At 37.3% G+C, this 14,125-nt stretch carries 15 protein-coding genes; 10 read left to right on the forward strand and 5 right to left on the reverse strand.

Going from position 1 to position 14,125, the window contains the following annotated elements:
• From Q0039_RS06115 to Q0039_RS06160, 10 genes are all read left to right on the forward strand, one after another.
• Positions 1 to 116, forward strand: a 116-nt coding sequence (locus tag Q0039_RS06115) for a T9SS type B sorting domain-containing protein (protein WP_297510715.1), incomplete at its 5' end; no start/stop codon positions are given.
• A gap of 146 nt (positions 117 to 262) precedes the next feature.
• Entirely contained in the window at positions 263 to 1,183 is a 921-nt protein-coding gene (locus Q0039_RS06120; protein WP_297510688.1) for a LysR family transcriptional regulator, read from the forward strand.
• A gap of 139 nt (positions 1,184 to 1,322) precedes the next feature.
• A complete protein-coding gene (locus Q0039_RS06125; RefSeq protein ID WP_297510690.1) occupies positions 1,323 to 2,264 on the forward strand; it encodes a T9SS type A sorting domain-containing protein in 942 nt (313 codons plus the stop codon).
• A gap of 274 nt (positions 2,265 to 2,538) precedes the next feature.
• Positions 2,539 to 3,420 (forward strand): SDR family oxidoreductase, encoded by an 882-nt coding sequence (locus Q0039_RS06130; protein ID WP_297510692.1) that lies wholly within the window; start codon positions 2,539 to 2,541, stop codon positions 3,418 to 3,420.
• 159 nt (positions 3,421 to 3,579) lie between these two features.
• Positions 3,580 to 4,347 carry an AAA family ATPase gene (locus tag Q0039_RS06135; RefSeq protein ID WP_297510694.1) on the forward strand — a complete coding sequence of 256 codons (768 nt, stop codon included), beginning with the start codon at positions 3,580 to 3,582 and terminating at the stop codon, positions 4,345 to 4,347.
• Positions 4,348 to 4,350: 3 nt separating this feature from the next.
• Entirely contained in the window at positions 4,351 to 5,253 is a 903-nt protein-coding gene (locus Q0039_RS06140) for a ParB/RepB/Spo0J family partition protein (RefSeq protein ID WP_297510696.1), read from the forward strand.
• Positions 5,250 to 5,807, forward strand: a complete 558-nt coding sequence (locus tag Q0039_RS06145; RefSeq protein WP_297510698.1) for a DUF5683 domain-containing protein — start codon at positions 5,250 to 5,252, stop codon at positions 5,805 to 5,807. Before Q0039_RS06140 ends, Q0039_RS06145 begins: the two co-directional genes overlap by 4 nt.
• A 35-nt stretch (positions 5,808 to 5,842) precedes the next feature.
• Positions 5,843 to 6,541, forward strand: coding sequence for a 4-hydroxy-tetrahydrodipicolinate reductase (gene dapB, locus Q0039_RS06150; protein WP_297510699.1), 699 nt, complete (start codon positions 5,843 to 5,845; stop codon positions 6,539 to 6,541).
• A gap of 12 nt (positions 6,542 to 6,553) precedes the next feature.
• Positions 6,554 to 8,146 carry a signal peptidase I gene (gene lepB, locus Q0039_RS06155; RefSeq protein ID WP_297510701.1) on the forward strand — a complete coding sequence of 531 codons (1,593 nt, stop codon included), beginning with the start codon at positions 6,554 to 6,556 and terminating at the stop codon, positions 8,144 to 8,146.
• Positions 8,146 to 8,769 (forward strand): WbqC family protein, encoded by a 624-nt coding sequence (locus Q0039_RS06160; RefSeq protein WP_297510703.1) that lies wholly within the window; start codon positions 8,146 to 8,148, stop codon positions 8,767 to 8,769. The genes lepB and Q0039_RS06160 overlap by 1 nt, the downstream gene beginning before the upstream one ends.
• Here Q0039_RS06160 and Q0039_RS06165 read toward each other — a convergent pair.
• The 5 genes from Q0039_RS06165 to ribH form a co-directional block, all read right to left on the reverse strand.
• Positions 8,766 to 9,818 (reverse strand): endonuclease/exonuclease/phosphatase family protein, encoded by a 1,053-nt coding sequence (locus tag Q0039_RS06165; protein WP_297510705.1) that lies wholly within the window; start codon positions 9,816 to 9,818, stop codon positions 8,766 to 8,768. The two genes, Q0039_RS06160 and Q0039_RS06165, sit on opposite strands and share 4 nt — an antisense overlap.
• Positions 9,818 to 10,687 (reverse strand): rhomboid family intramembrane serine protease, encoded by an 870-nt coding sequence (locus Q0039_RS06170; protein WP_297510707.1) that lies wholly within the window; start codon positions 10,685 to 10,687, stop codon positions 9,818 to 9,820. Before Q0039_RS06170 ends, Q0039_RS06165 begins: the two co-directional genes overlap by 1 nt.
• A 1-nt stretch (position 10,688) precedes the next feature.
• Positions 10,689 to 11,489, reverse strand: a complete 801-nt coding sequence (locus Q0039_RS06175; RefSeq protein WP_297510709.1) for a rhomboid family intramembrane serine protease — start codon at positions 11,487 to 11,489, stop codon at positions 10,689 to 10,691.
• On the reverse strand, positions 11,486 to 13,372 hold the full coding sequence (gene mutL / locus Q0039_RS06180) for a DNA mismatch repair endonuclease MutL (protein ID WP_297510711.1): 1,887 nt from the start codon (positions 13,370 to 13,372) through the stop codon (positions 11,486 to 11,488). The genes Q0039_RS06175 and mutL overlap by 4 nt, the downstream gene beginning before the upstream one ends.
• 142 nt (positions 13,373 to 13,514) lie before the next feature.
• On the reverse strand, positions 13,515 to 14,009 hold the full coding sequence (ribH, locus tag Q0039_RS06185) for a 6,7-dimethyl-8-ribityllumazine synthase (protein WP_297510713.1): 495 nt from the start codon (positions 14,007 to 14,009) through the stop codon (positions 13,515 to 13,517).
• Between the last annotated feature and the right edge of the window lie 116 nt (positions 14,010 to 14,125).

The following is a 14,125-nucleotide window of genomic DNA, read 5'->3' on the forward strand; positions in this document are numbered from 1 at the left end:
GGAACGGAACCTATAACGGAGCCTTGATGCCTGCTACCGACTACTGGTTTAAAGTAGAATACCTTGAAAACAATGCTACCAAAGAATTTAAAGCGCATTTTGCTTTGAAGCGGTAGTATTCAAAAATAAGGGGACAACGACTATTTATTTTGAAATTATTCATTGATTTTAAGACGATAAAATAGTAAATATCAATCTCTAGTTAAATAAGCATACATATAAATAAATTGTATATTTTTGCATTTTATCATAAAGATTATTTATGAATTATACACTACACCAACTTCAGGTTTTCTTAAAAGTATCAGAGACCAAAAGTATAACAAAAGCGGCAGAAGAATTATACCTAACCCAACCAGCGGTTTCGATTCAATTGAAAAATTTTCAAGAACAATTTGATATTCCGTTGACTGAGGTTGTAGGTCGGCAATTGTATGTAACCGAATTTGGTCAGGAAATTGCACGTGCTGCAGAAAATATATTAAATGAAGTACATGCCATCAACTACAAAACTATGGCGTTTAAAGGAAAACTCACGGGTAAGTTGAAGATTACTTCGGTATCAACTGGAAAATATGTGATTCCCTACTTATTAGCCGACTTTATGAAACTCCATTCCGAAGTCGAATTAATGCTTGATGTTACCAATAAAAATCGTGTGATACATTCATTGGAACGAAATGAAATTGATTTTGCCTTGGTTTCGGTCGTACCAGAAATGAACATTCAAAGCATTCCCTTAATGGAAAATCAATTGGTATTGGTTGCTAACCGCAGCTTTAAAAAACCAAAACGACCTTTATCATTAGATGAAATTCAGCAATTACCTTTAATTTATCGAGAATTGGGCTCAGGGAGCCGTCATATGATGGAACGTTTTTTGGAAAACCAAAACATTACAATTACCAAAAAAATAGAATTGACGAGCAATGAAGCGGTAAAACAAGCTATAATTGCGGGTTTAGGTTGTTCGATTATGCCAATAATAGGCATTAAAAACGAGTTGTATAATGGCGATTTACAGATTATTCCCGCAGAAGGTTTGCCTCAATTTTCGCAATGGAATTTGATTTGGTTAAAATCGAAAAATCTCTCTCCAACAGCAGAGGCTTTTAAAAACTATCTTCTTGAAAATAAATCGGAAATCATCGCAACTCATTTTGGTTGGGCTTCAACGCTATAATCAAATCTTTACATAGAATAATCAATATTAAATTCAAGCACAATAGGTTAGATAGCATTAACTATTTAATTTGACTTGATTTCTTTGAAACAATTTATACTTTTGAAGCTGAATTACCTTAAATGGAAAAACAGTCTACATGAAACAGAAAAAACGAATCATCCTAATCATTGCATTCGTTATCGGTTGGAATGGATGGTCACAAGTAATTAATGGTGACTTTGAATTGGTTAAACCTAATTTTTTACCCTCCAATTGGGGAATGGATTTTATACAAAATGTGGTTGTCAATCCTTCAACAGGAGGAGCACAAGCCGATGTCATTCAATATCCTTGGAACATTCCTTATTTTGTGTATGCAACCAATGAAAGTCATACCGGTTCGTATGCAATGGAGTTGGCAAATGGATTTAATGTAACTCAAAATGAAGTAATTAGAGCTCAAGCCTCTATTTTCAACAATCCCGAGTTGGACAGTCCCGGTTGGAATGCGGGTGTGGTTATTGAACCTGGAACAAATGTAACCTTATTGGGAATGCATTATAAGTTCTTACCAGCTGGTGATGAGCTTGGTGAGGCAAGTATTACTGTTCTCAACGACCAAAATGAAATCATTGGTGAAACCCAAATTGATTTAGCTCCTACATTGGGAAATGGATTTCAATATATCTATAGTCTTATACCTTACACCTCGCAATCAAGTCCAATATATATGTATATTACTATAAAAACAGCAAAAGAGGAACAAACTCCCGTTTTTGGTACCCGTTTGATTGTCGATAATGTGGTCACTCATTCGATCGCTTTGAATACGAGTATCAATGGACCTTTAGCAAAACCTAGATTTAGTGCTATTGCCGATGTAGTGGAAGGGCAATTGCAAATTCGACCAGGAGATTTGGAGGGAGCCGTTACCTATACCCTTTTTGACACCACCGGAAAACAAGTACTAACCCATACATCGGAAAGTACAGGTTTGCAAATTTATACGATCGATATTCAAGCACTTCAGGCAGGTACCTATATCTTAGCTGCACAAGATACTCAACAGTTAATCACGCAAAAAATTATTAAAAAATAGTATACGAATTGATATCTATTCGTACCGAATTCAAGAAAACTTGGGTTCGGTTTTTTTTGAATTAAAAGGTGGTGGAATGGTAAAAGGTGGAAAAGTGTAGAAAGTGGAAGAAGTTTATTTTGTGTATACCTCAACGTTAACCATTGCTGAACTGTCACTTCGCCACATTACCTGATTGTCACATTGAGCCGACGTGATTAAGTGCGCCAAGTTCACTAAATTTACTATGCATGCATACCATTTATTTTCTTATCTTTACGAAAAATAGAGCGTTATGAACTATGGTGAAAAAATGCTTCGCGACGGAGCTTTAGAAGGAAAAACGATTGTAATTACGGGAGGTGGAAGCGGTTTGGGTAAAGCCATGACAAAATATTTCATGGAATTGGGTGCCCAAGTAGCGATAACCTCGCGTGATTTAGAAAAATTAAAAACAACGACTATACAGCTCGAAGAAGAAACTGGTGGAAAATGCTTGCCAATACAATGCGATGTTCGTCATTATGACCAAGTAGAACAACTTTTAGCTCAAGTACTCGAGCATTACGGACACGTGGATGTTTTACTGAATAATGCGGCTGGGAATTTTATTTCTCCAACCGAGCGACTATCGGCCAATGCGTTTGATACTATAATCGATATTGTGTTAAAAGGCACTAAAAACTGCACCTTGGCTTTTGGTAAGCATTGGATTGCCCAAAAACAAACCAATTGCAATGTTTTAAATATCGTTACCACCTATGCTTGGACGGGCTCGGGTTATGTTGTTCCCAGTGCTACAGCAAAAGCGGGAGTTTTGGCGCTCACCCGAAGCTTGGCTGTCGAATGGGCAAAATACGGAATTCGCATGAATGCAATTGCACCAGGACCATTTCCAACAAAAGGTGCTTGGGACCGTTTACTGCCGGGTGATTTAGCCGCACAATTTGACATGGCAAAAAAAGTGCCTTTAAAACGCGTAGGGGATCATCAGGAATTGGCCAATTTAGCAGCCTATTTGGTCTCCGATTTTTCAGCCTATATCAATGGAGAAGTAGTAACCATAGACGGTGGCGAATGGCTGCAAGGTGCAGGACAATTTAATGTGTTGGAAAAAATACCGCAAGAAATGTGGGATATGCTGGAAGCACTTATCAAGAGTAAAGGCAGCAAATAACATGCTCTTTTAGGGCCACTTTTTATACAATTATGTCCACTTTTGCGTACGAAGTAAATGTTCAAAAGCTGAAAAACTTTAGGCGATTGTTAACAAATTTGACTTGAATAAACCATTATAAATTGTATTTTTACACCTCTTAAAACAGAGACATTTTTCATGGGAAAAATCATTGCTATCGCGAATCAGAAAGGCGGTGTAGGGAAGACAACCACTTCGGTTAACTTGGCTGCATCGTTGGGTGTCTTGGAAAAAAAAGTATTATTAATTGATGCCGATCCTCAGGCTAATGCCACTTCGGGATTGGGAATTGATGTAGAAAACGTAGAACTTGGAACCTACCAAATTTTAGAACACAGCAATACGCCAGAAGAAGCAGTGATACCAAGCAGTGCTCCAAATGTACATGTAATTCCGGCGCACATTGATTTGGTGGCCATTGAAATCGAATTGGTCGATAAAGAAAATCGGGAATACATGCTGAAAGAAGCATTGCAAGATATTCGTGATCAGTATGATTTTATTTTAATTGATTGCGCTCCATCGCTTGGATTACTGACATTAAATGCTTTAACTGCAGCCGATTCGGTAATTATTCCAATTCAATGTGAGTATTTTGCACTTGAAGGATTAGGTAAATTATTGAATACCGTTAAAAGTGTCCAAAAAATCCATAACCCTAATTTAGATATTGAGGGGATGTTATTAACCATGTTTGACTCTCGCTTGCGTTTATCCAATCAAGTGGTTGAAGAAGTTCAAAAACACTTCAACGATATGGTATTCAAAACCATTATCCAACGCAATGTAAAATTAAGTGAAGCACCAAGTTTTGGGGAAAGCATTATTAACTTTGACGCCACCAGTAAAGGAGCTTCAAATTATTTAAGTTTGGCTGAAGAAGTCATCAAGAAAAACAGTAACTAAACTATGGCAAAAGCGTTAAAGAAACAGGCTTTAGGAAGAGGATTGTCGGCTTTATTAAAAGACCCCGATAATGATATTCGATCTGCCGAAGACAAAAATGCCGATAAGTTAATTGGTACTATTTTAGAAATCGATATTGAAGCTATTGAAATCAATCCGTTTCAACCCCGCTCCAATTTTAATGAAGAAGCCTTACAAGAATTAGCCACTTCTATTCGTGAATTGGGTGTTATTCAACCGATTACTGTTCGTAAAATAGATTTCAATAACTACCAATTGATTTCAGGAGAACGGCGTTTACGGGCTTCAAAATTAGTGGGACTAACCACCATTCCAGCTTATATTCGTATTGCCAATGACAATGAATCGCTAGTCATGGCATTGGTTGAAAATATTCAACGTCACGATTTAGACCCCATAGAGATTGCTTTGTCTTATCAGCGTTTAATTGAAGAAATTCAACTCACGCAAGAACAGATGAGTGAACGTGTAGGTAAAAAACGCTCCACCATATCCAATTATTTACGCTTATTGAAATTAGACCCAATCATCCAAACGGGAATTCGTGATGGTTTTATTTCAATGGGACATGGACGGGCAATTATTACAATTGAAAACTATGAAGCTCAAACTTCAATTTATCAAAAAATCGTTAGTGAAAACCTATCGGTTCGCGAAACAGAAGCTTTGGTGAAAAAATACCAAGAAGGGGTCAAACCGACAGTTAAAGCAAAAAAAACAAATCCTTCTTTTGAAATTACTCCTATTCAAAAACAAGCCTTTGTCGATTTTTTTGGGGCAAAAGTTGCTGTAAAAGTTGCCGGTAAAGGTAAAGGTGAAATTAGTATTCCCTTTTATTCTGAGGAGGATTTAAATCGTATCATCAAGTTAATCCAAAAAGGTTGATTCGGTTTTTTTACATAGCGCTTTTAGCGTTTTGTCTTGTACGTCCAACGGTTTATGCCCAGCAAAAGCTACCCGTTACCACAAATAAAGATTCGCTCAAAATACAACAACCCAATTTTTTAGCTCCTTCTAGAGCTGCCTTTTATTCGGCTATTTTACCCGGACTAGGTCAAGCATACAATAAAAAATATTGGAAGATTCCCTTAGTATACGCTGCGCTTGGAACCACGGTATATGCGTATATTTTTAATAATAACAAATACCATGATTATCGGGATGCCTATAAAAGTCGGTTACTTGGTCAAACGGGTGACCAATTTTCCTATTTAGACACTCCCCGCCTTATCAAAGCGCAACAATTTCATCAACGCAATCGCGATTTATCTGCCTTACTGATAGGGGTTTTCTATGTATTAAATATTGTAGAAGCCAATGTTGATGCACATTTAATGCAATTCAATGTTAACGATAAATTAACGGTTCAACCCAATCTGATACAAAATGAGATTACCCAACGTCAAAATCTAGGTTTTGGTGTTTCTTTTCAATTTTAGTGTAACAAATCAATACTATTGCTAACTAAGTTACTATGAGAATAGCTTTACTCGGATACGGGAAAATGGGAAAAGTGATCGAACGGATTGCGTTGGAACGTGGACATGAAATTGTTTTACGAAAATCTAGCACTTCTGACTTTGAAGGTTTGGAGCTTGCAAATGTTGCTATTGATTTCAGTATTCCCGATTCGGCTGTAGCTAATATCACCGCTTGTTTTGAACGCGGAATCCCTGTTGTCTCAGGAACAACCGGTTGGTTGGAACAGTATGACAAAATGGTAACGTTGTGCCACGAGAACGAAGGTAGCTTCCTTTATGGTTCCAATTTTAGTTTGGGTGTCAACTTGTTTTTTGAATTGAATAGTTACCTGGCTCAATTGATGGCTAAATTTGACCAATACCAAGTGAGCATGGAAGAAATTCATCATACGCAAAAATTGGATAAGCCCAGCGGAACTGCAATTTCATTAGCAAATGGTATAATGGAACATACGAATCATACCAATTGGTCTATTGAAAAACAAACGCCTAATGAATTACCTATCGACGTAAAGCGGATTGATAATGTACCTGGAACCCATCGGATTTTTTATACTTCTGCTGTGGATACCATTGAAATTTCGCATACTGCCCACAATCGAGAAGGTTTTGCTTTAGGGGCAATTATTGCTGCTGAATGGTTAGCTTCACGCAAAGGCGTGTATACAATGAAAGATGTTTTAGAACTTTAATATACAAACGTTATGGATTTATCGCAGTGGTTACTTTTTATTCTTGTTGTACAGCTGATTCATGCTGCTGGAACTTGGAAGTTTTATGTTCAAGCCGGCAGAAAAGCATGGGAAGCAGCAGTACCCATTTATAATGCCATCGTATTGATGAAAATTATTAAGCGACCAACTTGGTGGACGTTTTTACTATTTATCCCGATTATCAACTTAATCATAATCCCTGTAGTGTGGGTAGAAACATTGCGCAGTTTTGGTAAAAAATCACTTCTAGATACGGCCCTAGCTGTTTTATCACTGGGTTTTTATCTTTATTATGTGAATTATACCCAAACCCTAACCTACCGAGAAGACCGCAGCCTTCACCCAGAAACAAAAGCCGGTGAAACGGTTAGTTCGATTTTATTTGCAGTAGTCGTAGCAACTTTTGTGCATACGTATTTTATTCAACCTTTTACGATTCCAACTTCTTCGTTGGAGAAATCGCTCTTAATTGGTGACTTTTTATTTGTGAGTAAATTTCATTACGGTGCCCGTGTTCCTAATACAACGGTTGGTGCTCCGATGGTACATGATACGCTTCCTATTATCAAAACCAAGTCGTATTTGTACGATAATGAAAATCCGAACTCGTGGAAAAATAAGTTCGAACTCCCCTATTTGCGTTTTCCGGGTTTTGAATCGGTAAAAAACAATGATATTGTTGTATTTAATTGGCCCGCTGATACTGTTGCAAAATTTTTCACTAAAGATCGAAAATATTTAAAACCCGTAGATAAAAAATCCAATTATGTAAAACGATGTATAGGCATTCCCGGTGATCGTTTACAAATTAAAGACGGAATTGTTTTCATCAATGGTAAGCAACTTATTTTACCAGAGCGCGCCCATCCTCAGTTTTCGTATGAAGTGGCTTATGACCATAACCAACTGACCGATTTAACTCCTTTCTTGGAAGAAAATGATGTAACGGATGGGGGATATTTCAAAAATAATGACCCTAAAAGTGATACGTTATACATTGCGGCATTAACCGAAAAAGCGGCAACCAACTTGAAGGCATTCCCCGGTGTAAAATCGGTTAATCGTATGATTTCAAAGCAACCTGATTTATCCGTGTTTCCTCAAACTAAACCTTGGAATATCGATAATTTCGGACCTATTTACATTCCCAAAGCGGGCATTACCGTTCCCTTAAATTTAACAACTTTACCTTTTTACAAAAAAATTATTCGTGACTATGAACACAATACATTGGCTATAAAAGAGGGTCAAATTATAATCAACGGAAAGCCTGCAAACTCCTATACCTTTAAACAAAACTACTATTGGATGATGGGAGACAACCGTCACCGTTCGGAAGACAGTCGCTATTGGGGTTATGTTCCCGAAGACCACATTGTGGGTAAACCAATTTTCATTTGGATGAGTATAAAAAACTTTGACAAAGGATTTAAAGAATGGCGAATTCGTTGGGACCGTTTATTTACAACGGTAAATGGTGAAGGCGAACCTCAATCGTATTTTAAATATTTTTTAGCAGCATTAGCGCTCTATTTCGTTGGAGAGTATTTTTGGAAGAAACGCAAAAAAGAAACCGAAGCATAATGGCTACGTTTGGACATTCATTAGTTCATCCTGGATATTTTCCTTCTATTAGTACGTTTGTTGTTTTGGCACAATCGGGACATGTAACTTTTGAAACCGGTGATCATTTTCAAAAACAAACCAATCGCAACCGGATGTATATTTACAGTCCGAATGGAAAACAACTGTTAAATGTTCCCATTAAACACAGTAAAGAATCCCATCAACGGATGCGTGATGTTCGATTGGAATCCGCATTTAATTGGCAAAAACAACATTTTAAATCCCTAGAGGCCGCCTACCGCACCTCGCCTTTTTTTGAATTTTTTGAGGATGAACTGTTGCCTATTTTTGAAAAAAAACATGAATTTCTGATGGATTTGAATTACCAAACGATGGAAATTGTATCGGGTTGTTTGGGATTAGATTTTACTTACGATGAATCAGATGAATTTTTTTCGGAAGTTACCGACAAAACGGATTTCCGATACCTCATCAACGGAAAAAAAGATCCAACACAATTGGAGGCCTATATCCAAGTTTTTGGTAATAAAGAAGGATTCTTAAACAACTTGAGTATTTTGGATTTGTTGTTTAATGAAGGGCGACATGCCTTGGACTATTTACGTCGACAAACCCTTTAATCGCGTTCGTATCGGATACGGGTAACTACCGGAAAATGGTCGGAATTTTTAAATTCGGAATAGTTTTTAAATGCTTTGACTTTAAATTTTCGATCGGCAAAAATATAATCAATCCGCGCGGGATAATACTTGAAGTTATACGTTTTCCCAAAGCCTTTACCCGCTTCTTCAAAACAATCGTTCAAATCGCCTTTAATGCTTCGATATACATAGGAAAAAGCACTATTATTCATATCGCCACAAATTAGCATGGGATACCTGCATTTACTTTTATGTTCCATTAATTTTTCAGCTTGTTGCTGCTGCTTTTTAAAGGCATCACTTATACGGTTGAAAACCAAAGTGGATTTCTTCTTATTGATCGAATCTACACTGCGTTCTATTTCATTTACATCGGGCGATATTTTAATCGATTCCAAATGCATATTGTAAACGCGAAGCGTATCTTGACCTTTTCGAATATCGGCATAAATAAGCATATTATGGGAACTTTCAAAGGTAATCTGACCTTCATCAATGATTGGATATTTTGAAAAAATGGCTTGTCCCGTTTTAATTTTATTACCCTGCATAAAAAGTGTACGGTATTTATAAACCCGAAGGTCTACTCCTGCATTTTCAGAATATTCTTGGACACATAAAATATCGGGATTGATTTCGTTAATGAAATTTTTTATTTTTTCTTGGACATCATTCCCCGGAATCCATTGAAACAAATTAAAAAGGCGAACATTATAGCTCATGACTACCATATCACCCTCTTCAGGTGGCAAGTCGAGTTCTGAAAATTTATAAAATTTATTGATAAATGTTATCCCTAAAATCAAAACGAATCCCGACAAAATCATTTGTCTTTTGAATTGGATTAACCAATACATAAAAAAAAGGGCATTGATAATTAGAAAAAGAGGCAAAACCAAGGTAAGAACCGATAAAAACGGAAATAAGTTTGGAGCTAAGAACGGAAACACATAAGCCATAAAGGTCAATACGATGACAACCGTATTCACTATATACATCCCTTTATTAAACCTTGAAAGTGTTTTCATTATTCGTTTCCTGACCGAAATAAAAATTCTTTTTCCTCTTGGGTTAAACTATCGTAACCTGATCTGCTGATTTTGTCTAAAATCTCGTCAATTTGCTGTTGCTTTTTATCTTTTAAAACAACACCTGAACGCTGCATTGTTGGCCGATTAGGTGCTGCATTTTTATGAACGCGTGAAAAAGGGGCTTTGGCTTTTGGATTACCCAAATTAACAAAAAAAGTACTAATTTTTGTAACAATCAAACTCAAATCTGTCCCCGATTGCAAAAGTTTACAATATAAAAAACCAAACAAAGCCCCCGAAAGGTGAGCAATATGCCCTCCCGAATTACCCAAAGAAAATTGCAATACATCCAATAGTAATAATACACCCGTGATGTGCCATAATTTTACGCTACCTATGAGGAGTAAATGAACACGCATCAACGGTTGATAGGTGGTTACCGCTACTAGTGTAGCTAATATTGCCCCCGAAGCACCAACTATTGTATTAACCCCACCCATTAAACTATAGATTACTGCAAATGAAATTCCGGAAAACACCAAACTCAACAGATACATTCCTAAGAATTGTTTTTGGGTAAAATAGGTTAGAAACAACCGTCCGGCAAAATTTAATAGCACCATATTAAAAAAGAGATGCAAAAAACCAGAATGCAAAAAACCATAACTTAGTACAGTCCATGGATAAAAAGGTAACTGATTTAAATTTGACGATAAGGCAAGCGTGTCGGGGAACTCAAATGCTCCTTGCCTAAATTGATAAAAAAACGGAATCGTAATCAAAAACACACCTATATTCCAATAGATGATTTGGTTGACCATGCCACCAATTCGATACTGCAATTTGATATCTTGCCAAATATTCATCTTAGTTCCAACGGTTATGGTTATATTTTTGATTTCGCCACATCCACATAATTATAAATCCGGTTAAGGCACCTCCTAAATGGGCAAAGTGCGCAACTCCTGTACTCGTACCACCGAAAATAGATGTTCCCTGAAAACCAGCAATTAAATCAATAGCCAACAGTATGGGTACAAAATATTTTGCTTTGATCGGAATTGGGATAAATAGTAATGATAATTCTGCTTGTGGAAACATAAAAGCAAATGCAACTAACAAACCGTAAATCGCTCCAGAAGCACCTACCGTTGGTGTCTGATATTCTGCTATTGCACGACTTAACAGATTAAATTGTTCTTGTGTAAAATGGTACTTGTTTAAAATATCGTTGGCAGATCCAATAATTTGCCCTTCTGCATTGAGTGTATTAGAATAGTTTACATTTAATAATAGATGGGCATCTTCTGTAGAGATAGAAGTAGCAGCCAATTGATTTAATACGTCATGTACCGTAAGAAAACTAACCCCCATATGGATTAATGCCGCACCTAAGCCACAAGATATATAGAAAAAAAGGAATTTAGAACTTCCCCAGAAATGTTCTAAGAGTCCTCCAAAGGATACCAAGGCAAACATATTGAAAAAAATATGCATGAATCCGCCATGCATAAACATATACGTAAAAAATTGCCATGTATGAAATTGATCGCTATCATAATAATGAAGCGCAAACCAATCGGTTGCATGGGGTAAGGTAAAACAACCTAAAAAGAATATAACGTTAATAATTAAAAGCTGTTTTACAACAGGAGATAACTGCATCATAGGTTAAATTTTTTATCGATTTCATCCATACTTAAAGTAATGAATGTAGGTTTTTGAAACGGACTTATATTGGGTTCTTTACAAGCAAATAAATTATTTACCAAAGCATCCATTTCTTTATCAGACAAACAGGCTCCGTTTTTTACAGCTAAAGACCGTGCCATGGACTTAGCCAAAGTGTCATTCTGACTGTAACTATCAGACAATCCTTCTTGAAATGCATGAACAATTTCTTCTAGAAGTTGAACAATTGTCGATTCTGAAGTGGTAATGGGAATGCCCGAAACGAATACACAATCGCTATCCCATCGATCAAAGGAGAAGCCAACCGTTTGCAATCCATCCTGGAGTTCATGTAAAAGATGCAACTCAACCGGATTAAAATGCAAAGGCAACGGAAACAATAATTGTTGGCTAGCCGCTTTATGAACAGTCATATTGGTTAAATACTGCTCATATAAAATCCGTTGATGTGCTCGGTTTTGGTCTATTAACATTAATCCCGATTTGATCGGACTCACAACATATTTGCGTTGGAGTTGATAGGTTTTTTGAGTTGTGGATTCGGTTTCTTGTGAATTAAACAGTGAGGGAGCAATTTCAACTTCGGGTGCTACTTGTGTCATTGCGTTATCAAAGGCCTCTGCTTCGTGTTTCAATCCGACATATAAACTTTCCCAAGTGGGACTAGCAGCCGGTTTTGAGAAATGATGCCCAACGTATCCACCACTACCCAACGTTGTTCGGTCAGTCCCGCGCTGTTTAGGTGCTTCTGCCGCAAAGGGATTATAATTACGATCTACCTCAATAGCAGGAGTTCCAGCCGTTTTATTTTGATAGTCGTAGGGCGTATCTAAGTTAGGGTCCCGCTCAAAATCCAAAATTGGAGCCACATTAAACTGTCCCAAACTATGTTTTACAGCCGATCGCAAAATAGCATATAAGGCTTGCTCATCATCAAACTTGATTTCTGTTTTTGTCGGATGAATATTAATATCGATTGAATGTGTGGGAACTTGCAAATACAAAAAATAACTCGGCTGCATACCCTCGCGCATCAATCCTTCATAGGCAGCAAGTACGGCATGGTGTAAATACGAGCTTCGAATAAAACGGTCATTGACAAAAAAGAACTGTTCGCCTTTATTTTTCTTGGCAAACTCAGGTTTCCCTACAAAACCTTGAATAGAAAGAAGATCGGTTTCTTCGGTCACCGGCACCAACTTTTCATTGGTTTTCCCTGCAAAAATAGCAACAATACGTTGTCTATAATTGGAACTGGGCAGATTAAACATTTCACTTCCATTGTGAATTAAGGTGAAATGTATGTTTGGATGCGCCAAGGCAACCCGATGAAATTCATCCATTACATGGCGAAATTCTACGTGATCTGATTTTAAAAAATTGCGTCGAGCCGGAATGTTAAAAAATAAATTCTTTACGGCAAATGAAGTTCCTTTGGGTAATACAGCGGGGTCTTGCGCAATAAATTTACTTCCATCGATAATAATATGCGTCCCTAATTCATCCTGCTCTTGACGCGTTTTCAACTCGACATGCGCAATTGAAGCAATAGAAGCCAACGCTTCACCACGAAAACCTTTGGTATGAATTGCAAATAAATCTTCAGCATGTCTAATTTTAGAAGTCGCATGCCGTTCAAAACATAAACGCGCATCGGTCACACTCATTCCTATACCATTATCTATGACTTGAACTAGGGTTTTGCCTGCATCCTTTACAATCAATTTAATATCGGTTGCTTTGGCATCTACAGCATTTTCAAGCAATTCTTTTACGACCGAAGCCGGACGTTGCACCACCTCACCGGCTGCAATCTGATTGGCAACATGATCGGGTAATAATTGAATGATACTGGACATAGTAGTGTGCTGACTTTGAAGTGCCTAACATTTTCAACATTGAAAATATGGCCAAAAACAAATGTACAGAAATTTACCGATTTTCACACGTTAACCAAGTGCTAAAAACAAAAAAACCTGAACTTTCGAACAGGTTTAAATTTTATAGTTGACTTCGCTTTCGAAGGTCGGTCATTTTAAGTGCGGTTATCGCTGCTTCAACTCCTTTATTACCGTGCTTGCCTCCACTACGGTCCATCGATTGCTGTAGGGTGTTATCCGTTAACAAACAAAAAATAACAGGAATATCGCCAATGCAATTCAAATCTTTGATCCCTTGGGTAACCCCGTCGCAAACAAACTCAAAATGCATGGTTTCACCTTTGATGACACAACCAATCGTAATTACACAATCTACCTTTTGGGTATCCATCATGCGCTTGGCTCCATAAATCAACTCAAAGCTTCCGGGGACCTCCCATTTGACAATGTTTTCGGGCAGTACACCACAATCGATCAATGTGGTAAATGCACCGTGGTAAAGCCCATCGGTTATCGAAGCATTCCACGCTGAAACAACAATCCCAAACCGAAAGTCTTTCGCATTTGGGATTGCATTTTTATCGTAATGGGATAGATTTTTATTTTCTGTAGCCATTTTAAAATTTGTAATTATAGGCTGAAAACAACGAAAATTATTTCGTCATCCCTAATAACGCGTCTACTTGTTGACCTTCAGGAGTGTCTTCGTATTGCGTTTTGATTTCATTGAAA

It is taken from the genome of Flavobacterium sp. (genome assembly GCF_027484945.1).
GTDB lineage: Bacteria > Bacteroidota > Bacteroidia > Flavobacteriales > Flavobacteriaceae > Flavobacterium.

Bases quoted from the DNA above. Each gene is read 5' to 3' on its own strand.
- Q0039_RS06120 (WP_297510688.1), top strand. From the start codon at position 263: ATGAATTATACACTACACCAACTTCAGGTTTTCTTAAAAGTATCAGAG.
- Q0039_RS06125 (WP_297510690.1), top strand. From the start codon at position 1,323: ATGAAACAGAAAAAACGAATCATCCTAATCATTGCATTCGTTATCGGT.
- Q0039_RS06130 (WP_297510692.1), top strand. From the start codon at position 2,539: ATGAACTATGGTGAAAAAATGCTTCGCGACGGAGCTTTAGAAGGAAAA.
- Q0039_RS06135 (WP_297510694.1), top strand. From the start codon at position 3,580: ATGGGAAAAATCATTGCTATCGCGAATCAGAAAGGCGGTGTAGGGAAG.
- Q0039_RS06140 (WP_297510696.1), top strand. From the start codon at position 4,351: ATGGCAAAAGCGTTAAAGAAACAGGCTTTAGGAAGAGGATTGTCGGCT.
- dapB (WP_297510699.1), top strand. From the start codon at position 5,843: ATGAGAATAGCTTTACTCGGATACGGGAAAATGGGAAAAGTGATCGAA.
- lepB (WP_297510701.1), top strand. From the start codon at position 6,554: ATGGATTTATCGCAGTGGTTACTTTTTATTCTTGTTGTACAGCTGATT.
- Q0039_RS06160 (WP_297510703.1), top strand. From the start codon at position 8,146: ATGGCTACGTTTGGACATTCATTAGTTCATCCTGGATATTTTCCTTCT.
- Q0039_RS06165 (WP_297510705.1), bottom strand. From the start codon at position 9,818: ATGAAAACACTTTCAAGGTTTAATAAAGGGATGTATATAGTGAATACG.
- Q0039_RS06170 (WP_297510707.1), bottom strand. From the start codon at position 10,687: ATGAATATTTGGCAAGATATCAAATTGCAGTATCGAATTGGTGGCATG.
- Q0039_RS06175 (WP_297510709.1), bottom strand. From the start codon at position 11,489: ATGATGCAGTTATCTCCTGTTGTAAAACAGCTTTTAATTATTAACGTT.
- mutL (WP_297510711.1), bottom strand. From the start codon at position 13,372: ATGTCCAGTATCATTCAATTATTACCCGATCATGTTGCCAATCAGATT.
- ribH (WP_297510713.1), bottom strand. From the start codon at position 14,009: ATGGCTACAGAAAATAAAAATCTATCCCATTACGATAAAAATGCAATC.